The following is a 23,433-nucleotide window of genomic DNA, read 5'->3' on the forward strand; positions in this document are numbered from 1 at the left end:
CTGATAACTGGAACCGACGGCTTTCAGGGTGAACTGCTGCCACTTCGCGCCCGCCGTGCAGCCCCACTGCTGCAACAGGGCACCGTTCGCCGTCGACGCACTCGGCACGTCGACACACATGCCGCTCTTCGTCACCACCAACTGATAATCGGCACCCGCGGCGGGCAACGCCGCCTGTGCGGATGTCGTCGTCAGGCCGACGGCCGCGAGCGGGACGACGAGTGTCAGCGCCGCCAGCAGGAGGCGCTTCGTTCCTTTCCGGATTCTGGACACGAGGGTCCTTTCTGGTACGTACGACGTGCGGGACGGGGATACCGGCGGCGGTCACCGGAGTCCGGTGGTGGCGATTCCTTTGACCAGGTATTTCTGGCCGGCGATGAAGAAACCGATGACCGGGGCGAGGGAGACGAACGACATCGCGAACATCTCGCCCCACTGGCTCTGCCCCTCGGAGTCCATGAACTGCCGCAGGGCGAGCGGGACCGTGTAGAGCTGGGGATCGGTGAGGTACAGCAGGGGTGCGAAGAACTCGTTCCACACCGCGATGAACGTGAAGATCGCGGTGGTGGCGAAGGCCGGCAGGCAGAGCGGCATGATGATCTTCCAGAAGGTACGGAACGGTCCGCAGCCGTCGATCCGGGCGGCGTCGTCGAGTTCGTCCGGCAGGGACCGCATGAACTGGACCATCAGGAAGATGTAGAAGCCGTTGGTGGCCAGGAAGTGCGGGACCAGCAGCGGATAGTACGTGTTGAGCCAGCCGAGCCGGTCGAACAGCACGTACTGCGGGACGACCAGGACGTGTCCGGGCAGCATCATCGTGCCGAGCATCAGCGCGAAGAACACCTGGCGTCCGCGGAAGCGCAGGCGGGCGAACGCGTACGCGGCCAGTGAGCAGGACAGCAGGTTCCCGGCGATGCTCAGCGTGACGATGACGGCCGAGTTCACCAGGTAGAGCGAGAACGGTTCGGCCAGGGAACTCCAGCCGCGGGCGTAGTTGCCGAGGTCCCAGGTGGCGGGCCAGAGCGACTCGTCGGTGAAGACCCGGGCGCTGGGCTTGACCGAGCTGGAGATCATCCACAGCAGCGGGTACATCATGACGACGCCGGCACCGCAGAGCAGCACGTGGCGCAGGAACCGGCGGGGACCGGCCGGGTCAGTTGTCATAGAACACCCAGTACCGGGCGGCCAGGAAGTTGATCGCCGTGAACCCGGCGATGATGATCAGCAGGAGCCAGGCCATCGAGGACGCGTAGCCCATGTCGAACTCGGCGAATCCCTTCTGGTACAGGTACAGGTTGTAGAACAGCGTCGACTCCGCGGGACCGCCGGTACCGTTGCTGATCACGTACCCCTGGGTGAAGGTCTGGAAGGACGCGATCAGCGACTGGACCAGGTTGAAGAAGATGATCGGGCTCAGCAGCGGCAGGGTGATCGACCGGAACTGCCGCCACGGTGAGGCGCCGTCCATCGCCGCCGCCTCGTAGTACATCGCCGGGATCTGCCGCAGCCCGGCCAGGAAGATCACCATCGGTGCGCCGAACGTCCAGACGTGCAGCAGGATGAGCGTGCTCAGCGCGAAGCGCGGGTCGGAGTTCCAGCCGGGGCCCTGGATGCCGAACCAGGCCAGGAAGTCGTTGACGATGCCCTGGTAGCCGAAGATGTAGCGCCAGAGCATGACGATCGCGACGCTGCCGCCGAGCAGGGACGGCAGGTAGTAGATGCTGCGGTAGATCGCCAGGCCGCGGACCCCGCGGTCCAGCAGCATGGCCACGCCGAGGGCGACGGCCAGCGAGAGCGGCACCGACACCAGCGTGTACGTGAACGTGACCTGCAGTGACTGGTGCAGTCTGCCGTCGTCGAGCATGGCCCGGAAGTTCGCCAGACCGGCCCACCGCGGTGGGGTGAGCAGGTCGTAGTCGGTGAAGGCGAGGTAGAGCGAGGCGAGGAACGGGCCGACGGTGAACAGGATGCCGCCGAACCAGGGCAGCAGGAACAGGTATCCGGCGTTGTCCTGGCGGCGCGCCCGGAGCGCGGTCATGTGGTCAGCGCCTTCCGCGCCTGGGCGAGGAACTGCTGTCCGGCCTCGGCCGGGGTGGTCCGCGTGAACTCCACCTCCGTACTGATGCTCTTGAGGATGTTGGTCAGTTTGCTCGCGCCGACCGGGTACGGGTAGGACGGCGGCAGCGTCTCGTCCTGCAGCTTCGCCAGGAAGTCGCTGGAGCGTCTGTTGTCCGCCTCCAGGGTCGGCGCGATCTGCGCGGCGATCACCCGGTTCGGCGGGACACCTCGCGTCGCGGCGCACAGTTTGGCCGGCTCCGCCTGGTTGGTCAGGAAGTTCAGCAGCTTGAGCGTCTCCTGCGGATGCCGGGAGCCGGCCGCGATCGACCACAGGGCCGGAGTGTCGATCGACTGTCCACGCCGGGCACCGTGGGTCTCCCCCGGGATGCGCAGCAGTTGCAGGTTCCCGCCGCAGGCCTGGTTGTAGCCGAGCAGGTTGTTCGTCGGGATGATCTGCGAGGCGATGGACTTCTTCGCCAGGTACGACTGCGCGGGCGAGGCGCCGTTGTTCTGGTCGATGAAACCGGCGGGCGGGATGGCGCCGCGGGCGCGCAGGTCCTCGGCGAGCTGGAACCAGGCGACCACGGTGGCCGCGCGGACGTCCAGGTCGCCCTGCGGGCTGAAGAAGTCGTCGCCGTGCTGGCGGGCGAAGACGAGCAGGTTCGCGGTGGTCCAGAGCTCGAAGTTGGCGCCGTAGACCTTGCCGCCGCTGGCCTTGGTGACGGCGGCCGCGAACGTGCCGAACTGCTCCCAGCTCCAGGTGTCGCCGTCGGGGACCGGCACGCCGTACTCGTCGGTGAGGGTCTTGTCGACGACGAAGCCGATGGTGTTGAGGCCCGACGGGATGCCGAAGATCTTGTCGCCGGCCTGCCCGAGCGCCGTCGCCTGCGGGGTGAGCCCGGACAGGTCGAGGTCGGCGGTGTGCGGGGCGAGGTCGAGCAGGGTGCCGCGGTCGGCGTACTCACGCAGGCTGTCGAAGCGCATGGCCATCAGGTCGGGTGCGTCACCGGCGGCGACGCGGGCGGCGAGTTTGTCCTTGTACGGGCTGCTGTCCTGGTATTCGGTGCGGACCCGCAGGCCGGGGTTGGCGGCCTGGAACGCGTCGAGCGCCTGCTGGGTGAACCCGGCGCGTTGCGCGTCGCCCCACCAGGCCATGGTCAGTGCGGTCCGGCCGTCGTCGTCGCTTCTGCCGCCGAAGCCGCGGCCGCAGCCGGACAGCCCGGCGGCCGCCCCGGCCAGCGCGCCGAGTCGGAGCACGTGACGCCGGCGCAGCCCGGACGGCTCGTCAACGGGGTTCACGGGGGTGTCCTTCCGCCATCGTTACGGATTTGTTTCAGTGTTTTATCTATCGAGTGGCATCCATGTCAAGGTTCCCGCCGAGAATTGTTTCAGTCATTGACATAACTGCCTGAGCGCCGAAAACTTGCCGCCATGCCGCAGGCTCACGCACTGACATGCGCCGGGCGGGTGGTGGCCCGCTACGTCTGGGAACCCGACCTGCCGGCCACCGTCTCGCCCCGGCCCTACCTGCACCCGGTCACCACCCTCGGCGGCGCCACCGTCACCGGGTTCATGCCCACCGACCACCGGCACCACCTCGGCGCCAGCGTCGCCGTGCCGGTCGTCAACGACGCCAACTTCTGGGGCGGGCGCACCTACCTGCGCGACCGCGGCTCGGTCCACCTCGACAACCACGGACGGCAGCGCCACGCCCGCTGGCTGCACCGCACCGGCGACCGCCTCGCGCAGGAACTGGACTGGGTCGCCCGCGACGGCCAGGTCATCGCCCGGGAACGGCGCGTCCTCAGCACGTCACCGCTCACCGACACCGCCTGGACACTGCGTTTCGAGTACGCCCTGAGCAGCGCCGACGACCGCACGTTGACACTCTGCAGCCCGGCCGTGCGGGGCCGGGCCGGCGCGGGGTACGGCGGCTTCTTCTGGCGGGCGCCCGCCGGACCGGCGACGATCCGCGCGTTCGCCCGGGACGGCGGCGCCGACGTGCACGGCAGCCGCGAACCGTGGATCGCCCTCGGCACCGACACCTGGACGCTGACCTTCCACACCGGCACAGCCGGCGGCGACCCGTGGTTCGTGCGCTCGGCCGACTACGCCGGGGTGTGCTCGGCGATCGCCTGGGACCGTCCGCTGGTCATCGCGCCCGGCCAGGTCTTCACCCGGCGCATCGCCGTGGTCGTCGCCGACGGCCCCGCGGCGGCCTTCCCCGGAGGTACGCGGTGAACATCCCCTACCGCAATCCGGTCCTGTTCGCCGACTGGTCCGATCCGGACGTGATCCGGGTCGGCGACACCTACTACCTGACCGCCAGCAGCTTCAACCGGGTTCCCGGCCTGCCGGTCCTGACCTCGCCCGACCTGGTCGACTGGCGGATCCTCGGTCACGCCCTGCCGTGGCTGACACCGCGCGAGCACTACCGCGTGCCCCGGCCCGGCTGTGGCGTGTGGGCGCCCGCCCTGCGGTTCCACGACGGACGGTTCTGGATCTGCTACCCCGACCCGGACCACGGCATCTTCGTCACCACCGCCCGGGACCCGGCCGGGCCGTGGACCCCGCCGCGGCTCGTGCTGCCCGGACGGGGCCTGATCGACCCGTGCCCGCTGTGGGACGACGACGGCAGGGCGTACCTGGTGCACGGCTGGGCGCGCAGCCGCTGCGGATTCAACAACCGGCTCACCGCGTACCCGATGAGCCCGGATCTCGCTCGTCCCCTGACTGACGGGACCGTGATCGTCGACGGCGACACGATCGACGGCTGCCGAACCCTGGAAGGGCCGAAGTGGTATCGGCGCGACGGCTGGTACTGGATCTTCGCGCCCGGGGGTGGCGTCACCGACGGCTGGCAGTACGCGATGCGGTCGCAACACGTGTTCGGCCCCTACGAACCCCGGATCGTGCTCGCCCGGGGCGACACCGACGTCAACGGCCCGCACCAGGGCGCCTGGGTCGACGACTGGTTCCTGCACTTCCAGGATCGCGGCGCGTTCGGCCGGGTGGTCCACCTGCAACCACTGCGCTGGGACGACGACGGCTGGCCGGAGATCGGCGACCACGGCACCCCGGTCGCCGGCACTGGCAGTGTGCGGGCGACCGGACCGGCCACCTCCGACACGTTCGGCGGCGGCCGGCCCGGACCCCAGTGGACCTGGCCGGCCAACCCCACCGGCGACGAGATCCTGGCCCACTCCGGCACCGGTCTGCGGCTGGCCTGCCGGCCCGGCGACGACCTGCGCCGTCTGCCGGCCGTACTCGGCCAGCGGCTGCCCGGCCCCCGCCTGCGGGCCGAGACCGGGCTGCGCCTGGACGCCCCGCCCGGATCACGGGCCGGGCTCGTCGTGCTCGGCCGCACCTACGCCTGGATCGGCCTCACCCACCGGCCCGACGGCACCTATCTGACCTGCCGATTCGCGGAGGACCACGGAGAAACCGAGCACCACGGAGAAGCCGAGGACCACGGAGAACGGGATGCGGCGGACCCCGTCCTGATCCCCGCCGGCGCAGCGGTACGGCTCGTCCTGACCGTGACCGACACCGCGCAGGTCCGGTTCGCCGCGGAGATCGACGGCGCACGGTGGGACGCCTTCCCGGTGTTCACCGCCACCCCCGGCCTCTGGATCGGCGCCACCCTCGGCCTGTTCGCCACCGGCCCCGGCGGGCACGCCGACTTCGACCGGTTCGACGTCACCGGATCGCCGCCGTCCTGATCCCCCACGTCCCGCACTATCCTGCTCAGCAACAACCCGCCCCGCCCGGAGGTCCCCGTGACCGGTGACGCCACCGCCGTCCTGCGTCTCGCCGACCGGGTCGTCGCCGAGTACGCGTGGCGTCCCGATCTGCCCGTCGCGCTGGCGCCCCGGCCGTACCTGCACCCGGTCCGCACCCTGGCCGGGGCCGCCGTCACCGAGCTGATGCCGGACTCGCACCGGCACCACCTCGGCGCCGGCGTCGCGATCGCCGAGGTCGACGGCGCGAACTTCTGGGGCGGCCGCACCTTCCTGCCCGGACACGGCCCGGCGTGGCTGGACAACCAGGGCACCCAGCATCACGTCCGCTGGCTGCGACGCGACGACACCCGGCTCAGCCACACCCTGCGATGGACCACGATCGACGGCCGTCCGCTGCTCACCGAACGCCGCGACCTGACCTGCCGGCCCGCCGGGCCGGACGCCTGGGCCCTGAGCTACCGGTTCGCCCTCACCAACGCCACCGGCGGGGAACTGCCGATCCGCAGCCCCGCCGCGCACGGGCGGACCGGAGCCGGATACGGCGGCTTCTTCTGGCGCGCCCCGGCCGGGCCGTGCCGGACGACGTCCCCGGACGGCACCGGCGTCGAGGCGGCCCACGGCCGGTGCACCGGCTGGCTGGCGGTGGAGGGCGACGGCTGGACCCTGGTCTTCATCGCGGCGAGCCCGGAGACCCGCCGCGACCCCTGGTTCGTCCGCACCCGCGACTACGTGGGCGTCGGATCCGCGCTCGCCTGGGACCGGCCGCTGCTGCTCGCCCCCGGCGCGACACTGACCCGGCACGTCGTCACGGTGATCGCCGACGGTCCGGTCGGGACGGACCGGGCCGCCGCGTACGCCGCCGACCTGGCCTCATGATCCGCTCGGTGCACCGCGTCGCGCCCGCCACCGGCACCCCGATCCGGCAGGACAGCCTCCGCGCCCACAACCTGGTCCTGACCTTCCAGCAGATCGTCGACGCCCGGCAGGCGCCGATCTCGCGCAGCGAACTCGCCGCCGGCACCGGCCTGACCCGGCCGACCATCTCGCGGATCGTCGACGAACTGCTCACCGCCGGCCTGATCGTCGAAGCCGGGCCGGCCCGCTCCGGCACCAGCGGACGCCCCCGGGTCGGCCTGAGCCTGGCCCGCACCGGGCCGGCCGGGCTGGGCCTGGACATCCGCGCCGGCGCCCTGTCCGCCTGCGTCGTCGACCTCACCGGAACCGTGCGGCACCTCGAGTTCGCCCCGCACAACGGACGGGACCGGCCGGCCGAGGAGACCCTGCACAGCCTGGCCCGGATGGCCCGTACCGCGATCCGGGCCGCGGCCGACGACGACCTCACCGTGGTCGGCGCGACGTTCGCGGCGCCGGGCCGCGTCGAGAACACCTCCGTGGTACGCCGGGCGCCGGCCCTGGGCTGGCACGACGTCGACGCCGGGGCCGCCCTGAGCAGGCTGATCGGGTCGGCCGCGGTGCCGGTCGTGGTCGGCAACGACGCCGCACTGTCCACTCTCGGCGAGCTGTACGCCGGAGCACCCGAACCGCGCGGTTTCGTCTGCGTCAGCGGCGAGTTCGACATCGGTGCCGGCATCGTGCTCGACGGCCGCCCCCTGCGCGGTCACCGCGGTCACCTCGGTCACGTGCTGGTCGACAGCGCCGGGCCGCCGTGTGTCTGCGGCGCGTCCGGCTGTCTGCAGGGCTACGCCGGGCTCCGCGAGATCCTCGCCGCGGCCGGTCACGACGGCCCCGCGGAGGCGCCGGCTGTGGCGATCGACGCCCTGGTCTCCGCCGGGTCGCCGGCGGTCCTGCACGCCCTCGACCGGGCGGCCACCGGACTCGGCATCGCGATCTCCGGGCTGCTGAACCTGGTCGAGGTGGACACGGTCCTGCTCGGCGGCGGCTATTCGCTGCTGTCGTCCTGGCTGGTCGAGGGCATCGAACGGGAGATCCGCGACCGGGTGCTGAGCGCCCGGTGGACGCCGGTCCAGGTGCGCCCGGCGCCGCTGGGCCCGGACGCGGCGGTGATCGGGGCGGCGCTCGACGCCATCGACACGGTCCGCCGCGACCCGAACCGCTGGCTGGCCCAGCCGCGCCGGCAGGATGGTCAGCCCCGCCAGGCTTCCCAGAGTTCGGCGTAGGTGCCACCGGCGTCGACGAGCTCGTGGTGGGTGCCGGTCTCGACGATCCGGCCGCGGTCCATCACGACGATGCGGTCGCAGGCGGCGGCCTGGGACAGGCGATGGGCGATGACCAGCCCGGTGCGCCCGGCCAGGGCTGCCGCGGCGGCGTGGTCGAGCGGTCCCGCCTGCGTGGATCCGGCCTCGGCGGTGGCCTCGTCGAGGACGGCGAGGTCCGGGCTGGCGAGCAGCAGCCGGGCCAGGGCGACCTGTTGCGCCTGCGCGTCGGTGAGTGGATGTCCGCCGGCGCCCACCACCGTGTCGAGGCCGTCCGGCAGCAGGTCGAGGAGTCCGGTCGTGCCGGTGGCCTCGAACGCGGTGTGGATGTCGCGGTCGGTGGCCGAAGGGGCGGCGAGGGTCAGGTTGTCGCGGAGGGTTCCGGCGAACACGTGCACCTCCTGGGTGATCACCGCGGTGCGGCCGGGCCGGGTCACGGTTCCGGCCTCGGGCCGGTGGATGCCGGCGACCACCGCGGCGAGGGTGCTCTTCCCGGCTCCGGAGACGCCGACGACGGCGACGTGCTCACCGGGCGCGATGGTGACGGTGACGTCGTCGAGGGCGGGCGGGCCGTCGCCGTACCGGAAGACGATCCCGCGGAGCAGGACGCCGGCGGTCGCCGGTTCGCCCCCGTCCGGCACCTCCGGGATGGTGACGACTCCGATCATGCGGCTCAGCGAGGCCAGGGCGGACTGCAGGTCGTCGATCACGTACAGCAGCGCGTTGACCGGCCCGAGCAGGCGCAGCACCAGGAGCATCGCGGTGGTGGCCCCGCCCACGGTGGACATGCCGTGATCGACCAGGACGAAGCCGACGACCAGGACCCCGGCCAGGCTCAGGCATTCACCGAGGTTGAGGCGGGCGCTGAGCATGCTCTGCACGATCCGGGCGCGCAGCGACTGCACCGCCACGGCCCAGGAGGCGGCCAGCACGGCACGGTGCCGCTGCTCGGCCAGCCCGAAGCCGAGCACGGTGGCGTGACCGCGCTGGGACTCGAGGATCTGCTGGGTGCGGGCGCTCATCGCGGTCCGCTCGGCGCGGTACACCGCCGGCCCGGCGCGCAGGTACCAGCGCATCGCGAGCGCGTAGACCGGCAGCACGACGGCGAAGGCGGCTGCGTAGGGCGGTTCCAGGGCCGCGAGCCCGCCCACGGACACGACGATCGTGAACGTCGTGACGGTGAGCGCCGGGATCACGGCGGGCGCCGCGTCGGCGACGGCGGTGACGTCGTCGCTGGTCCGGGAGATGAGGTCGCCGGTCCCGGCCTGCTCGACCACGTGTTGCGGGAGCGTCATGGCCCGGCCCACGAGCTGTTCCCGCAGCGTGGCCAGGATGGTGTGATAGATACGGGTGGCGAGGACGACCGTCACCGCGGTGCCCGTCGCGCCGAGGACCGTGGCGAGGGCCATCACGGCGGTGACCGTCAGGACGGTGCCGGCGCCGGCGGTGCCGGTCCGCACCCGGTCCACGAGGTACCCGATCGCCAACGGTGGGATCAGGTCGACGCCGGTGCTGACCATCCCGAGCACGCCGGTCGCGACGAGCCGGAGCCGGTGCCCGCCGCTGAGCCGCCACATCTCCCGGGCGGTCTCCCGGCCACCCGCGACCGGCAGCCCGCTCACGGCGTCGTCTCCGGGAGCAGCTCGACGACCCGGTCGCAGGCGCCGAGCAACCCGGGCGCGGTGGCGAGGAGCAGCGTGGAGCGCCCCCGGCGGATGTCGTTCAGCCGCCCGGTGATCACGTGTTCGGTCACCGAGTCGACGGCGGTGGTCGGGTCGTGCAGCACGAGCACCGGCGCATCACTCGCCAGAGCACGCGCGAGCGCGACCCGCTGCCGCTGCCCACCGGAGAGACGGTTGCCGCCCTCACCGACCGGAGCGTCCGGATCGGTGGCGAAGTCGTCGCAGGCGGCCGCACGGAACGCGGCCGGGTCACCGCTGAGATTGTCGCCGATCGTGCCACTGAACAACGTCACCCGGTGCGGGGCGACGGTGACCCGCGATCGGTAGGCGGCCGGGGCCAGTTCCCGCGCCGGGAGCCCGTCCAGCCGGACCTGGGGGTCGTCGCCGGCCCACGGGTCCAGCAGCGCGGCGGCGAGGCGGGCCGCGGTCCGGTCGTCGGTGTGGACACCGACGAACTCGCCCGGCCCGACCCGGACCGGCGTGCGCAGGCCGGCGACGGACATCTCCAGGACCGGTAGGGCCGCCACCTCGAACCGGGACGTCTCCTGCAGGCCCGGCGGGGCGGGAACGGCGTCCAGCAGGCGCGCGGCCGAGGCGCGGGCCCCGGCGAGGTTGGGGATCGACATGTTCGCGATCGACTCGATCTGCGGCAGGAGGGCCTGGGTGAGGCCGACCGCGGCGATCAGCTCACCGACACTCAGCCGCCCGGCCACCGCGGACCAGCCCGCCAGTCCCATCACCGTCGCGACGAACACGCCGGTGACCGCGCCCGAGCCCGCGAGGAACCTGCCCAAGAAGCCCGCGTTGCGTACGGCTCCGGCCAGGGTCTCCCGGCTCGCCCGCCGGTACCGCCCGGTCACCTCCGCCTCGGCTTCGACGCCGATCCCCTTGACGACCCGGTACCCGGCGACCAGGTCGGTGGCCCGCCCGACTGTGGACGCCAGCAGCCCCTGGTATTCGCGGGTGTCCCGGGAGAACCGCTCGCTGAGCACGCCCATCGACCAGACCGCGACCGGCGCGCCGATCAGCACCACGAGGCCGAGCAGCCGGTCCATCGCCAGCAGCGACGCCGCGATGAATCCGACGGCCACGATCCGCGCGACCGGCATGATCACCAGGATCACCCCGTTCGCCAGGCGGGCGACGTCGCTCGTCATCAGCGACACGACACCGCCGTCCGGCGTACGGCCGGTCCCGTCGACGGGATGCAGCACGCCGGCCGAGAGGGTGCCGCGGAGCCGGTGCTGCAGCAGTTGCACCGCGTAGGCGGTCAGCCGCAGCGCGAGTTTCGCCGCCGACGTCAACGCGACGTACACGGCGACCAGCACACCGAGCCACAACGCGAGCTGTCCGGTGTCGCCGGTCGCCAGCGCCCGGTCGATCGCGAGGCCCATCACCACCGGGACCGCCGCCTCGCCCACCTGCCACACGGTCGCGAACAGCATCGCGGGAACGGTGACCCGTTTCCGCGAGAAGATCACGCGGAGCAGGAACCGGCCCGGCGTGGTCCCGGCCCCGGCCGCGAACGGCCGGATCCGGCCGGGTTCGGCGGGGGTGTGCAGCAGAACGGGCAGCCGGCGGGTCAGCGGCCCGCGGCCCAGCCCCCGCGGGTCGTCGCGGCTCACCGGCCCCGCCCCAACGGCACCACCTGCGGGGTGCCGGCCACCGGATCGGGCACCACTATGCACCGCAGGCCGAACACCTTCTCCACCAGCTCGACCGTGACGACCTGATCGGGCGGGCCCTCGGCGACGACCCGGCCGTCCTTCATCGCGATCACGTGCGTACCCCAGCGGGCGGCGTGGTTCAGGTCGTGCAGCACGGCGACCATGGTGTGCCCGGCGTGGTGCAGGTCGGTGAACAGCTCCATCAGCTCGATCTGGTGGGTGATGTCGAGGAAGGTGGTCGGCTCGTCGAGCAGCAGGATGTCGGTGCGCTGGGCGAGCGCCATCGCCACCCACACCCGCTGCCGCTGCCCGCCCGACAACTCGTCCACCAGCCGGCCGGACAGGTCGGTGACCGAGGTCTGCTCCATCGCCCGCGCCACGGCCCGCTCGTCGTCCTCGGTCCACTGCCGGACGAACCCCTGGTACGGGTACCGCCCGCGGGCCACCAGGTCGGCGACCGTGATCCCGTCGGGTGCGATCGCCGTCTGCGGCAGCAGCCCGACCCGGCGGGCCACCTCCTTCGTCGGGTACGACCGGATGTCCGCCCCGTCGAGGATCACCTGACCGGCGCTCGGCCTGAGCAGCCGGGCCATCCCGCGCAGCAGGGTCGACTTGCCGCACGCGTTCGGGCCCACGATCACCGTGAACGACCGGTCCGGGATCGACAGCGACAGGTTCTCAGCGATGACCCGCCGGTCGTACCCGAGGGATGCGCTGTCGACGTGGAGCCGGGGTGTTCCAGCGTTCACAGTCGTCGCCTCGCTTCGGTGAACAGCAGCCGGCCCAGGTAGCCGCCGCCGAGGATGACGGTGACGACCCCGACCGGCAGCGGGGTGGGGGCGACGTGCTGGGCGATGTAGTCCGCCACCAGGCACAGCAGGGCGCCGGTGAGGGCGGCCGGCACGAGGGTGATCCCCGCCGTGCGGGCCAGCCGGCGGGCGATCTGCGGGGCGAGCAGCGAGATGAAGGCGATCGGCCCGGACGCGGCGGTCACGGTCGCGGTCAGCGCGACACCCACCACGATCAGGCCGAGACGCGTGGACGAGACCGGCACGCCCTGGGCCGCGGCGGCGTCGTCGCCCAGCTCCAGCTGCCGCATCGGCCGGCTCGCCGCGCCGGCCACCAGCAGGAGCACGGTGATGCAGGCGCCGCCGGTGGCCACCTGATCCCAGGCCACCCCGTTGAGTGATCCGGCGCCCCAGGCGGCCGCGGCCATCGCCTGTTCCAGTTCGGCCTGCAGGATCAGCCAGACGTTCAGCGACTCGAGCACCGCGGAGACGCCGATGCCGACCACGATCAGGCGGAACCCCTGCACCCCGCGCCGGTACGCGAGCACGTACACCGCGAGGGCGGTGGCCATGCCGCCCGCCAGCGCCCCGCCGACCAGCTGCCAGTAGCCGCCGTCGATGATCAGGATGACGAGCAGCGCACCGGTGTACGAGCCCTGGGAGAACCCGATGATGCCGGGGTCGGCGAGCGGGTTGCGCAGCATCGACTGGAAGACCGCACCGGACACCCCGAGCGCGGCGCCGAAGATCAGGGCCGCCGCGACCCGGGGCAGCCGCCACTCGACCACGATGTCGTGGACGAGCCCGGTCTCGCCGCCGGTCAGCGCGGCGAGTACCTGCCCGGTGCCGAGGTGGTACGAGCCGGTCGTCAGGGCCAGCGCCGCCGTGCCCGCGGCTGCCAGCGTGAGCAGGGCGCAGACGACGGCCGAGCGCCGGTCGAGGCGTACCGCGATCCGCCGGCGCCGCAGCACCAGGACGCGCCGCCCGAAGTCCACCCGTGCCCCGCTCACAGTCCGCTCGCCTTCGACCGGCGGACCAGGGCGATGAGGACGGGAGCGCCGACGAAGGCGGTGACGACACCGACCGGGATCTCGCTCGGGTGCATGACGACGCGCCCGAGGATGTCGGAGGCCAGCAGCAGGATCGGGGCGAGCAGGAGGCTGTAGGCGAAGATCCAGCGCTGGTGCGGGCCGACGATCCAGCGGGCCACGTGCGGCACCATCAGCCCGACGAAGGCGATCGGCCCGGCGATCGCGGTCCCTCCGCCGGCGAGCAGGGTGAGCGCGACGATCGCGAGGATGCGGGTGACGGCCGGCCGCACGCCCTGGGCGGCGGCCAGTTCGTCGCCCAGGGCCATCGCGTCGAGCGGGCCGGACACCGCGACGGCCAGGACGAGCGCCACCGCGAAGAACGGCAGGACCGGCCACAGCAGATCGACGGGCCGGCCCACGATCGAACCGGCGTTCCAGGACCGCATGGCGTCGAACGCCGCGGGGTTGGTCAGTTCGAGCGCGGATCCGGCGCCGCGGAGCACCGCGCCGACGCAGACCCCGGCGAGCACCATGACCACCGGTGACTGCCCCTGCCGGGTGGACCCGAGGGCGAGCACCATGAGGGTGACGATCAGCGCCCCGGCGAAGGCGAACCACAGGTAGCCGCCGATGTCGCGGATGCCGAACAGCCCCACGGCGACGGTCACCGCGAACGACGCGCCCGCGTGGACGCCGAGGATGCCCGGGTCGGCGAGCGGGTTGCGGGTCACCGCCTGGTTCAGTGCTCCCGCCACGCCGAGGGCCACGCCGACGACGAGGCCCACGACGGTACGCGGCAGCCGGTAGTCCCGGATCGCGAACTGATCGATGTCGGCGGCCGGGTGGAACAGTGCGTCCCACACCACCGACGGCGCGATCGCCGTCGACCCGACCATCACGCTCAGCACCAGCAAGAGCAGCAGGGTCCCGAGCGCGACGGCCAGCCCGATCGAGCGCCGGCGCGATCCGGGAACCGGCACGGTCCCCGGATCGTCGCGGCGCAGGGCGAGTGCGGTCATTCCTTGGCGGGCAGGGTCGCCAGGGCGGCGTCGAGCGAGTCCAGGTATCGCAGGACCGGCCCGTAGGAGTTGTTGCCGGGGCAGAAGACGCCGAGCGCGCGACCGGACTGGACCGCGGGCAGTGCCTTCCACGTGTTGGTCGCGACCACCGGCGCGAACGGCTCGGTCGGGCGGCCCGCGGCGTCGACCGGGTAGGTGATCACGTCGTACTTCGACAGGCCCGCGATCTGCTCGAACGGCAGGGACGTCCAGCCCAGCGGGTCCGCGCCGGCGGCCGCCTCGGGGAACGTCATGCCGATGTCGCCCTGGGCGATCTCGACGCATCCGAAGTCCGCGATGGAGAACGTGCCGGGGTCGGAGCTCGCCCAGCGGTCGACGTTGACGAACGAGGTGTCCTTGATGAGCGTGGCGTACGTCTGCTGGATCGTGGCGATCTTCGCGGTGAACGCCGCCTGCTGGCCGCTGAGCCCGTCGGTCACGTTGCCGGCCTCCGCCAGCGCGCCGGCGAAGGTCTTCCACTCGACGTCGAGTCCCCAGAAGAGGGTCGGGGCGATCGAGTCCAGCTGCTTGGCGATCTGCTCGAACTCGCTGTCCGGGAGCTGGGCCAGGATGAGGTCCGGCTTCAGGGCGGCGAGTTTCTCCATGTCGACCTGGTCGCCGCTGGAGCCGAGGCTGGTGGCCGCCTGGAACGTGGCCTTCTGCTGTTCCGGGATGAGGCTGAGTTCGGAGGCGGTGACGTCGGTGACACCGACCGGCGCGCCACCCATGTCGATCAGCGGAAGGGTCGTGTTGCCGATCGTGACGACCCGCTGCGGGTCGGCGGGGACCTCGACCGTGCCGTTGTCGGCGGTGACGGTACGCGTCGCCACGGTGGTCTCGCCGGCGTCGTCACCGTCGCCGCCGCAGGCGGACAGGACGAGCGCGGCACCCAGAAGGGCGGCGGTCAGCAGGCGTGTCGTGGTCATGGTTATGGTCTTCCCCTTAGGAGTTCGTGAACGGTGGTGCCCCAGCCGACGGTGTGCCGCGCGGCGTGGACGAGACCGGCCCGCGCGATGACGGCGTCGAGTTCGGCGGCGGTGCGCAGGCCGGAGCCGTGCACGGTGAGGCCGATCAGGTCCGCCTCGCCGTCGTGCTCGTCCAGGTCGTCGGTGTCGAACAGGTCCTCGATCAGCAGCAGCCGGCCGCCCGGCGGCAGGTTCTCGGCGGCCCGGCGCAGGGCGTGCGCGGCATCGGCGTCGGGCAGGTTCTTGAACGCGCGGATGACGAACACGGCGTCCGCGGGCGGGCTGGGCTCGAACACGGACTGCTCGACCACGCTCACCCGGGCCCGCTCCTGCTCGTCGGGGATGGTGTCGGGCAGGTCCCGGCGCAGCCAGTCGGCCTGGGCGGGCAGGGCGCAGATCGTCACGCGCAGATCGGGACGGGCGGCGACGAACTCGCGGGCCTGGGCGCCGGCGCCGCCGGAGTGCAGCACCAGGTGCCGGACCCCGTCGAGCAGGCCGGACCGGGCGATCGGTTCGGCGAGCGCGGCCTGGAACTTCGCCAGGCGTACCAGATAGAGGTCTTCGTAGTTCTGGTCGGTCCGCACCTCGGCGAAGGTCCGGCCGGTGATCGCGGCATAGGACGCCCGGCCGGTGCGCACCGATGCGGTGAGTCCGTGGATGCCGAGCAGCTCGCGTCCGGCGGCCCCGGCGGGGTGCAGTGCGTCGATCATGAAGTCGAGGGTCAGGACCTCCCCCACCGGCGTCAGAGCGTAGTGGCCCGGCCCGGCCTCGGTCAGGATGTCGAGCGCGTGCAGGTACCGCAGCAGCTTGCCCAGCGCCCGCTCGTCGGCGTCCGCCTTGGCGGCCAGTTCCTCGACGCCGGTCACGCCGCGGGAGATCAGCTCGGGGACGCCCAGCTCGACGGCGGTACGGATCGCGACCGGTGCGATCAGCTCGGCCAGGTCGTGGAGCCGTTCCATCGGTGTTCGCGTGCGCGCCGGGTCGGGCACCGCCCGGTCGGTCTCCAGGGCGACGACCTCGCCGCGCCGCCAGTACCCGGTGAACTCGATGTCCTCCTTGGGGACTCCCCGGTCCTCGACCAGATGCCGCCGGAGGTCGCGCACCGACCGGTGTTCCCCGGCGAGCCACGCGAACGGCCGGCCGTCCCACCAGCCGCAGTTCCGGACGGCATCCACCAGTGGGGCCGTCTCGGCGCCGTCGCGGGGCAGCCAGGTCACCGTGACGCCGGGCCGTTCCCGCAGTTCCTGGCGGTGGCTGTCGTCGGTGATCTCGATGAACACCTGCGCCCTCGCCTGTTCGGGCAGTTCCTCGAGCAGGCGGGCGATCGCGGGGATCGCCGTGTCGTCTCCGGCGACCAGGAGCCAGTCGGCGTCCTGGGGCATCGCGCGCGACGTACTCGGCCCGACGAAGTGGATGCGGTCGCCGACCTGGGCGCGGTACGCCCAGGTGGTGCCCACGCCGATGCCGTGCCGGACGAAGTCGATGTCCAGCTCGCCGGCGGCGGGGTCCCAGCGGCGCACGGTGTACACCCGCGACAGTGGCCGGGGGTCTCGCGGCAGGTCGATGCCCGTCTCCTTCTGCACCGGCAGCACCGGTTCGTCCCGGCCGGGGTAGCGGAACACCAGGCGGATGTCGTCGTCGAAGCCCGTCGAGTCGAACGCCGGCTGGGGGAAGCCGTTCGCCGAGGTGAACGCGCGGAGTTGCGCACCGGCCACGGTGATCCGCCGCATCCCCGGTGTCAGGTCCACCACCCGGACGACCTCCACCTCGCGCAGGGTCAGGGGATGCACGGTGAGCCGGCGTGAAGTCTTCGGCATGCTGAGGAGGGCACCTTTCGGAGGGGATGCGAAGATAGGTTAGGCAACCCTTACATAGAAAAGTGTGCGCAGACTGCCATATGGTTAGGACATGATGGGGCGACCACCGCCGATTCCCCCGGTGCGGTCGAGCGGCCGGTGGAACAAGACCGAGAACCTCCTGTTCTGGGTACGCACGGGCTCCGCACGCGTCCGCATGGAGGACAGTCCGGAGTTCCGTCTCACCGCGGGCGAGGGCGTCTGGATCCCGGCGACCGCCGGCAACTCCTGGATGGTCGTCACCGAGCCGGGAACGGTCGCGTTCCCCCTACTGACCCACCCGGGCATCACGGCCCAGGCACTACCGGAACCACGTCGGTTCACGGTCCCCGACGGCTGGCAGGACTGGCTGATCCAGCACTTCAACCTGACGGTCACACCGCTCACCGGCCACGGATACTCCCAAGACCCGCTCGTCGACCTGCTCCGCGGCTCCGGCCGGCGGCCACCCGCACCCGAACCCGCCCTGCCGAAAGCCGGCGGAGCCCGGACCGTGGCCGCCGAACTGCTACGGAACCCCGCCCTCGACCTCACCGTCGCCGCCTGGGCCGCCCGGGTGCTGTCCAGCCCGCGCACCCTGCGCCGCGACTTCCTGGCCGGCACCGGGCTGACCTTCGAACAGTGGCGGCTGCGCTGCCGGCTCGGCGCCGCCGTCGAACTCCTCGCCGCGGGCCACAGCGTCGACCAGGCGGCCACCCGGGTCGGCTTCACCAGCCGCAACGGATTCGCCCGCGCGTTCAGACAACGGTTCGGGGCGACCCCCCACGAGTTCAGCCGGACACCCGCCGCGCAGCGAGCCGTCGGAGACCTCGCCCGGCAGGCCGAAGACCTGGTCCGGATGGTGCGGGACGGCCGCACCTCACCCGGACCACTCCCGGCGACCCGCACCGCCGCACACACCAACGACTCCCATGTGCTCTGCTGGGCGTACCGCGGCGGCGGCTATCTGGACATCGGCGAACGCCGTCACGAGTGGGGCCGGGGCGGCGCGATCTGGATCCCGGCCGGGCGCGAACACACCACCGGCGTCCACGAGAACGCGATCTCGCTGCCGCTCGGCAACGCCACCACCGACCAACTGCACCTGACCGAACCCCTGCACGCCCAGTTCTCCCCCGCCTGGGACGACTACCTGATGTTCTGCTCGATCAGCGCGCGTACCCCGGTGCGGCCGGACGACTACGACCCCGGCCACATCCTCGACCTGTTCGCCGAGCACGTCGCCGCGCAGCGAGCACTGTCGGTGCCGATGCCCGCCGACCCCCGCGCCCGGGAGGTCGCCCTGGACTGCCTGCGCCGCATCGGCACGTCCGGCGGAACCGGGCCCGACGTGCCCGCCGACATCCGGCGGGCCTTCCGCGACCAGACCGGCATGAGTTACGCCCGGTGGCGCGACGCCGCCCGGATGCGCATCGCCCGGGACCTGCTCGCCGGCGGCGCCAAGCCGGTCGCCGTCGCCCGCCGCGTCGGCTACGCCCACCTGTCGACGTTCAGCGCCGCCTTCTCCCGCTTCCACGGGCTCTCACCCCGCGCGTACCAGGAGACCCGTTAGCAGGCGACCGGCCCCCAGAGCCGGCGCGAACGGGGTCTCCCCGACACCGTCGACCGGGAACGTCCCGGTCTCGACGGCAGCCTCACGTCAGTGCCCCAGGGCGACCTTGATGAGGGAGACGACCGCGGCGGCCGCCGCGAGCAGCACCCCGGAGACGAGCGTCCACCCGGGAGCACGCTCGGTGGGATGCAGCCGCTCGACGAGCAGGCCCACCAGGCTCATCCGGACCAGGAGGTAGATCTCCGACGCCGTCACCGCCGTCCGGGCGGTGATCCATCCGGCGCCGCCGGCCAGCAGCAGGAGCGCCGGCACGATCGCCGACGAGAGGATCGGCAGCGCGTCGCGCAGCCCGTGCGCGAGACCGCCGGGCACCGGCTCCGGGCCGCGGACGTGGTGGCCGACCCGGTCGGCGAAGACGTGCGCCGCATACGTCGACGCCGCGACACCCAGCACCAGCAGGGCCGCATGCCCGTGCGTCAGGTCGTCGCCGGTGAGTGGTACCAGGGTGGCGAAGGTGATGATGTTGCCGTACACGTACGCGGAGATCCGGGTGGCCGCCTGCTCGCGCGGCAAGGACGGATCGGCGCGGAACCGGACGAAACGAAGACGGCCGGGATGCCACCGGTTCCGGGTGTTCGAAGCGGTCACTCGACGGCCCCGACGTCAGCGATGGGCATGGAGTCGACCTCCTGAGGGGACGGTGAACTGTCTCGTCCGCCCGGTACCCGGCCCCGGCTACCGCTTAACCCCGGCCCCCGGCGAACGCCAGATCCAGTTGTCCCGCTCATAGAGCGGCTCCAGGCCGGCCCGAACCATGTTCGCCAGCGACGGGTTGTGGCCACCCGGCTCCGGTTTCCCGGTCTCGGCGTAGACGCGATGGCAGCCGGCTTCGGCGGCGGCCGCCGCGCGGGCCGCGATGAGCGCCGACTGGGCGCCCCGCCCGCGGTACTCCGGCAGGGTCGCCGCGGCGTTCAGGGCGGCCCGGCCGTCCTGGTGGAACAGGTTCGCGCCGGCCACGATACGGTCGCCGTCCCAGGCTGCGAACGGCTGCCAGCCGGGCCGGCCCACCGTGGAGGCGAGCATGGTGGTCAGGTCGCCGCGGGGCATGCCGAAGGTGTCGAGGATGACGTTCGCCCAGGCCACCGCCTCGCCGTCGGGAACCGGCCCGACCCGCAGCGACGTCGGCGCGGCGGTGACCCGGCGCGGGTCGGCCCCGAGTTTGATCCAGGTGCCGCCCCGCTCCAGTTCCGGGGGTGCGCTCTCGAGCCCGGTCAGCTGGATGACCGCCTGCCGTACCCCCGACGTGCGGTAGAAGGAGATCACCTCGTCGAGGGCGCCGGGGTCGAACCCGAGAGCCTTGCTCCAGTAGTTCGTCGGGTCGGCGGCCATCGCCAGGGCCACTCCCCCGCCGATCCGGGCCGCGGTCACGCCCAGCCGGGTACGCTCCGGCTCCGGCATGCCGACCAGATAGTCGTGCATGAACTCGGCTTCGGCCCGTTCGGCGTCAAGGTCTTCGATCACCGGGCGAGCCTAGACGTGTTCCGTGGTCAGAGCGCGAAGCCCTTCCGCGTGGTGACCTCAGCCGCGCTGGGCGCCCCACGTCACCACATCCGTGATGGGGCGTCCACGCGGCCGCCTGGACCACCTCCGTGGCACCCGTCAACCGGCACCTGAGCCTCCTGCTGTTCTGGCCCCTCGCCGGCGCCGTCGGACTGTTCGCCCTCTGGCTGCACGGCCGGCGCATCGCCGCCCGCGACGGCATCGGCGAAGGCTCCCGGTCGTACCGTCCGATCGCCCTCGGCTACCTGGTCAGCGTGCCCGTCCTGGCGTTGACGTTCGTTCCCGCGTTCCTCGCCGGCGCCTTCGCGCCCCTCGTCTGGCCGGCCGCGATCCTCCTCGCCGCCGCCATCCGCCAGCACAGCGCCGCCCTGCGCCGGGCCGCAACACTGGTGGCCGCCGACGGACTCCTGCAGGGCCTGCTCGTGCTGATCGCCTGGAGCACCGGCTCCGGCACGGTGATCGGCCGGCTGTCCCTCGGCGTCGACCTGCTGGTCGCCATCGGCATGCTGATCGCGGCGATGTTCACCAGCGGCGTGACCCGTGCCCACTGACGACACCGGACACCCCGCCCTCGGCCTGAACGACGTCGTACACCAGAAGACCCGGCTGGCCCTGCTGACCGTGCTCGACGAGGCGGGACGCGCCGACTTCCCGTACCTGAAACGCCTCCTCGGCCTCACCGACGGCAACCTCGGCCGCCCCCTGGACATTCTCGCGGCCCAGGGCATCGTCGAAATCACCAAGGGGTACGAGGGACGCCGCCCCCGCACGTGGGCGGCGATCACCCCCAAGGGCGAGCAGGCGCTGGCCGACGAGATGTCCAACTTGGCGAGCCTGCTGACCCGTTTCCAGGCCACCAGCGACCGCAAGCGCGACGAGCGGCCGGCCTGACCCGGTGAGCATCCTCGTCGTCATACGCGGAAACTCCGGCAGCGGCAAGACGACCAACTCCCGCGAGGTCCGCCGCCGTTACGGCCGCGGCTGCGCCCTGATCGAACAGGACCACCTGCGCCGAACCGTCCTGCGCGAACACCGCGGAAACGGTTCGGCCGCGGTGGCGCCGGGTTTCATCGTGGGGACGGCGCGGGCCGCCCTGGAGTCCGGTTACCACGTGGTCCTCGAGGGCATCCTGGACAGCGGAGCACACGGCGACCTGCTGCGCGACCTGATCGCCCGCCACGAGGGCCCGTCCGCGGCCTTCTACTTCGACATCCCGTTCGACGAGACGGTCCGCCGCCACCAGACGCGCGCCGAGCCCATCCCGGTGACCGCCGAGACGATGCGAGGCTGGTACCTGCCCCACGACATGCCGCGCCTGCGCCGCCAAGACGACCCGGCCCTAGATACACCCTTAGAACTGATCGGTGGCCTTTCCTGTGTTGATCTCACGGGCAAGGTCGGCAATCTTTCGGTTGGTGTTGCGGGCGCGGTTACGGATGCGGTTGAAGGCGTCCTCGGTGTTGATGCCGAAGCGTTCGGCGAGCATTCCCTTAGCGCGTTCGATGTCCAGTCGGGTGGTGAACGCGGCCTGGAGTTGTTCGGCCAGGGTGCGACGAGCGGTGATCGCGCGGTGTTGGAGCAGGGCGATGGTGGTGAGGTCGGCGAAGGCTCGGCTGATCTGCCGGTCGGCTTGGGCCAAGCGGCCCGGGGTGTTGCTGAACAGATTGAGCACCCCGACGGTCTGTTGACGCAGACGCATGGGGATGGCGTGGCTGGATCGGTAGCCGTCGGAATGGGCGCGGGCGGAGAAGTCGCTCCACTGGTTGCCGGGGGTGGTGAAGTCAGGGTGTTCGGTGATGGCGCCGCTGTGGAAGGACGTCAGGCACGGGCCGTTGCCGTTGTCGATCTCGAACAGTTCCAGCTGCCGGGTGGTCTCGTCCGTTGAGGCGACCAGCCGGATCCTTCCGTCGGGTTCGGCGAGCATCACTCCGGCGCCGTCGACGTTCAGTAGTTCCTGGCATTGACATCCTCTCCGCCCTAAAGGACGGAGATTCCCTCCACGCTGCGCGTGGACCGCGTGGCGTCTGGGTGGGTTACCGCTTCGCCGCGCGGTGCCGGGACGAGTCCCGGTCTTACCTGCGCTCCCCGGTCGTTTGAGTTGTCCGCCGGTCCGGCGGCCAACACGTTAATGGCCGCGTTCACGTCCCGGTCGTGGTGACTGCCGCACGGGCAGTCCCACGATCGGACGTTGAGCGCCATCTTGTCGTTGATGCGTCCGCAGTCGGAGCACAGCCGGGTGGATGGGAAGAACCGATCCACTCGGCCGAAGGTGCGCCCGTACCGGGCGGCCTTGTACTCCAGCATGGCGGTGAAGCTGGCCCAGCCCGCATCGTGCACGGACTTCGCGAGCCTGGTCCGGCCGAGACCGGTCACGCACAGATCCTCGACATAGATCGCTTGGTTGTCGCGAACGATGCTCGTGGACAGTTTGTGCTGCCAGTCGCGCCGGGTGTCGGCCACTCGGGCGTGCGCCCTGGCGACCTTCACGACGGCCTTCTTGCGGTTGGCCGAGCCCTTTTTCTTGCGCGAGAGGGCCTGCTGCAACCGTTTGAGCTTGCGCGCGGCTCGGCGCAGGAACTTCGGCGCGGCGACCTTCGTGCCGTCCGAGAGCACCGCGAAGTGCGTCAGCCCTAGGTCGATGCCGACCTCGGACTCCGTAGGCGGCAGCGCCTCGTCGGCGGTCTGCACGACGAACGAGGCAAAGTACCGTCCCGCCGCGTCCTTGATGATCGCCACGGACGACGGGTCCGATGGCAGCGTCCGCGACCAGCGGACCGCGAGGTCGCCGATTTTCGGCAACCTGAGTCGGCCGTTGTCTAGCACCTTGAACCGGGAGTTCTTGGTGAACCGGATGGCCTGCCGGTTGTCCTTGCGGGACCGGAACCGGGGCGGAGCCACCTTGCGGCCCTTGCGTTGGCCGGTGATCGAGGCGAAGAAGTTGCGGTAGGCCGTGTTCAGGTCTGCCAGCGCCTGTTGCAGGACGACGGCGGAGACCTCGCCCAGCCACGCCCGTTCCGGGGTCAGCTTTGCCTCGGTGACCAGACGCCGGGACAGATCCCCGTCGCAGATGTACTTCTCGCCCGCCTCACGGGCCTGCTGGCGCAGGCGCAGCCCGTCGTTGAACACCACTCGCGCACACCCGAACGCTTTGGCCAGCTCGATCTGCTGGCCGGGCGTCGGGTAGACGCGAAAGTTGTAACGGAGCTGCACAGGAGACACTGTGCCATGTTGGTTTATGGCTGAACTTGCAGGCATTCGTCGCGGGCTCCGTCGGCGGCGCACCGCTGAGCGTCGTCCGT

22 protein-coding genes and 1 pseudogene are annotated in these 23,433 nt (G+C 71.9%); 8 read left to right on the forward strand and 15 right to left on the reverse strand.

The features are described 5' to 3' along the window. The 4 genes from WH85_RS40610 to WH85_RS40625 form a co-directional block, all read right to left on the reverse strand. A partial coding sequence (locus WH85_RS40610) for an RICIN domain-containing protein (protein WP_045747499.1) occupies positions 1 to 273 on the reverse strand: 273 nt, incomplete at its 3' end. Positions 274 to 324: 51 nt separating this feature from the next. Beyond that, positions 325 to 1,164 carry a carbohydrate ABC transporter permease gene (locus WH85_RS40615; protein WP_045747500.1) on the reverse strand — a complete coding sequence of 280 codons (840 nt, stop codon included), beginning with the start codon at positions 1,162 to 1,164 and terminating at the stop codon, positions 325 to 327. Continuing rightward, positions 1,154 to 2,038 (reverse strand): carbohydrate ABC transporter permease, encoded by an 885-nt coding sequence (locus WH85_RS40620; protein ID WP_045747501.1) that lies wholly within the window; start codon positions 2,036 to 2,038, stop codon positions 1,154 to 1,156. The genes WH85_RS40615 and WH85_RS40620 overlap by 11 nt, the downstream gene beginning before the upstream one ends. After that, complete coding sequence (locus tag WH85_RS40625) at positions 2,035 to 3,357, reverse strand: ABC transporter substrate-binding protein (protein WP_052721160.1); 1,323 nt, start codon at positions 3,355 to 3,357, stop codon at positions 2,035 to 2,037. The genes WH85_RS40620 and WH85_RS40625 overlap by 4 nt, the downstream gene beginning before the upstream one ends. A gap of 132 nt (positions 3,358 to 3,489) precedes the next feature. Here WH85_RS40625 and WH85_RS40630 point away from each other — a divergent pair, with 132 nt between their 5' ends. From WH85_RS40630 to WH85_RS40645, 4 genes are read left to right on the forward strand one after another with little or no spacing between them, the layout of a single operon-like run. Further along, positions 3,490 to 4,299 carry a DUF6807 domain-containing protein gene (locus WH85_RS40630; RefSeq protein ID WP_045747502.1) on the forward strand — a complete coding sequence of 270 codons (810 nt, stop codon included), beginning with the start codon at positions 3,490 to 3,492 and terminating at the stop codon, positions 4,297 to 4,299. Then, complete coding sequence (locus tag WH85_RS40635; RefSeq protein WP_211275600.1) at positions 4,296 to 5,780, forward strand: glycoside hydrolase family 43 protein; 1,485 nt, start codon at positions 4,296 to 4,298, stop codon at positions 5,778 to 5,780. The genes WH85_RS40630 and WH85_RS40635 overlap by 4 nt, the downstream gene beginning before the upstream one ends. 57 nt (positions 5,781 to 5,837) lie before the next feature. Beyond that, a complete protein-coding gene (locus tag WH85_RS40640; protein WP_045747503.1) occupies positions 5,838 to 6,677 on the forward strand; it encodes a DUF6807 domain-containing protein in 840 nt (279 codons plus the stop codon). Between the two features lie 8 nt (positions 6,678 to 6,685). Continuing rightward, positions 6,686 to 7,939: an ROK family transcriptional regulator gene (locus WH85_RS40645; protein ID WP_245674307.1), complete on the forward strand. Its 1,254-nt coding sequence runs from the start codon at positions 6,686 to 6,688 to the stop codon at positions 7,937 to 7,939. Here the strand turns inward: WH85_RS40645 and WH85_RS40650 are convergent. Genes WH85_RS40650 through WH85_RS40680 form a run of 7 tightly spaced genes read right to left on the reverse strand, consistent with a single transcriptional unit; the run spans position 7,906 to position 16,983 of the window. Continuing rightward, complete coding sequence (locus WH85_RS40650) at positions 7,906 to 9,597, reverse strand: ABC transporter ATP-binding protein (protein ID WP_045747505.1); 1,692 nt, start codon at positions 9,595 to 9,597, stop codon at positions 7,906 to 7,908. The two genes, WH85_RS40645 and WH85_RS40650, sit on opposite strands and share 34 nt — an antisense overlap. Next, a complete protein-coding gene (locus WH85_RS40655) occupies positions 9,594 to 11,282 on the reverse strand; it encodes an ABC transporter transmembrane domain-containing protein (RefSeq protein WP_169792561.1) in 1,689 nt (562 codons plus the stop codon). Before WH85_RS40655 ends, WH85_RS40650 begins: the two co-directional genes overlap by 4 nt. Beyond that, complete coding sequence (locus WH85_RS40660; RefSeq protein ID WP_045747506.1) at positions 11,279 to 12,073, reverse strand: ABC transporter ATP-binding protein; 795 nt, start codon at positions 12,071 to 12,073, stop codon at positions 11,279 to 11,281. The genes WH85_RS40655 and WH85_RS40660 overlap by 4 nt, the downstream gene beginning before the upstream one ends. Then, positions 12,070 to 13,122, reverse strand: coding sequence for a FecCD family ABC transporter permease (locus WH85_RS40665; protein ID WP_045747507.1), 1,053 nt, complete (start codon positions 13,120 to 13,122; stop codon positions 12,070 to 12,072). The genes WH85_RS40660 and WH85_RS40665 overlap by 4 nt, the downstream gene beginning before the upstream one ends. Then, positions 13,119 to 14,162 carry a FecCD family ABC transporter permease gene (locus WH85_RS40670; protein ID WP_083449642.1) on the reverse strand — a complete coding sequence of 348 codons (1,044 nt, stop codon included), beginning with the start codon at positions 14,160 to 14,162 and terminating at the stop codon, positions 13,119 to 13,121. The genes WH85_RS40665 and WH85_RS40670 overlap by 4 nt, the downstream gene beginning before the upstream one ends. Next, a complete protein-coding gene (locus tag WH85_RS40675) occupies positions 14,159 to 15,127 on the reverse strand; it encodes an ABC transporter substrate-binding protein (protein WP_045747508.1) in 969 nt (322 codons plus the stop codon). The genes WH85_RS40670 and WH85_RS40675 overlap by 4 nt, the downstream gene beginning before the upstream one ends. Before the next feature lie 2 nt (positions 15,128 to 15,129). Continuing rightward, entirely contained in the window at positions 15,130 to 16,983 is a 1,854-nt protein-coding gene (locus WH85_RS40680) for a siderophore-interacting protein (RefSeq protein WP_045747509.1), read from the reverse strand. Between the two features lie 91 nt (positions 16,984 to 17,074). Here WH85_RS40680 and WH85_RS40685 point away from each other — a divergent pair, with 91 nt between their 5' ends. Then, the gene (locus WH85_RS40685; protein WP_211275601.1) at positions 17,075 to 18,574 is read left to right on the forward strand and encodes a helix-turn-helix transcriptional regulator; all 1,500 of its coding nucleotides are present in this window, start codon (positions 17,075 to 17,077) and stop codon (positions 18,572 to 18,574) included. 87 nt (positions 18,575 to 18,661) lie between these two features. Here WH85_RS40685 and WH85_RS40690 read toward each other — a convergent pair whose 3' ends face one another. Both WH85_RS40690 and WH85_RS40695 read right to left on the reverse strand, forming a co-directional pair. Further along, positions 18,662 to 19,147, reverse strand: coding sequence for a hypothetical protein (locus WH85_RS40690; RefSeq protein ID WP_045747522.1), 486 nt, complete (start codon positions 19,145 to 19,147; stop codon positions 18,662 to 18,664). A gap of 162 nt (positions 19,148 to 19,309) precedes the next feature. Continuing rightward, entirely contained in the window at positions 19,310 to 20,095 is a 786-nt protein-coding gene (locus WH85_RS40695) for a GNAT family N-acetyltransferase (RefSeq protein WP_052721162.1), read from the reverse strand. A 128-nt stretch (positions 20,096 to 20,223) separates the two neighbouring features. On the opposite strand from WH85_RS40695, the gene WH85_RS40700 reads away from it, so the two are divergent. The 3 genes and pseudogenes from WH85_RS40700 to WH85_RS54250 form a co-directional block, all read left to right on the forward strand. After that, positions 20,224 to 20,685, forward strand: coding sequence for a hypothetical protein (locus WH85_RS40700; protein ID WP_045747511.1), 462 nt, complete (start codon positions 20,224 to 20,226; stop codon positions 20,683 to 20,685). Next, positions 20,675 to 21,025 carry a transcriptional regulator gene (locus tag WH85_RS40705; protein WP_045747512.1) on the forward strand — a complete coding sequence of 117 codons (351 nt, stop codon included), beginning with the start codon at positions 20,675 to 20,677 and terminating at the stop codon, positions 21,023 to 21,025. Before WH85_RS40700 ends, WH85_RS40705 begins: the two co-directional genes overlap by 11 nt. Before the next feature lie 4 nt (positions 21,026 to 21,029). After that, positions 21,030 to 21,380 (forward strand): annotated as a pseudogene (locus WH85_RS54250) (AAA family ATPase); the annotation flags it as partial. A gap of 105 nt (positions 21,381 to 21,485) precedes the next feature. Here WH85_RS54250 and WH85_RS54255 read toward each other — a convergent pair. Next, positions 21,486 to 22,058, reverse strand: coding sequence for an ANTAR domain-containing protein (locus WH85_RS54255; protein WP_052721163.1), 573 nt, complete (start codon positions 22,056 to 22,058; stop codon positions 21,486 to 21,488). A gap of 53 nt (positions 22,059 to 22,111) precedes the next feature. Beyond that, positions 22,112 to 23,344 (reverse strand): RNA-guided endonuclease InsQ/TnpB family protein, encoded by a 1,233-nt coding sequence (locus WH85_RS40715; RefSeq protein WP_157411534.1) that lies wholly within the window; start codon positions 23,342 to 23,344, stop codon positions 22,112 to 22,114. Between the last annotated feature and the right edge of the window lie 89 nt (positions 23,345 to 23,433).

The sequence above is a fragment of the Actinoplanes rectilineatus genome (genome assembly GCF_000962825.1).
Taxonomy (GTDB): domain Bacteria; phylum Actinomycetota; class Actinomycetes; order Mycobacteriales; family Micromonosporaceae; genus Actinoplanes; species Actinoplanes rectilineatus.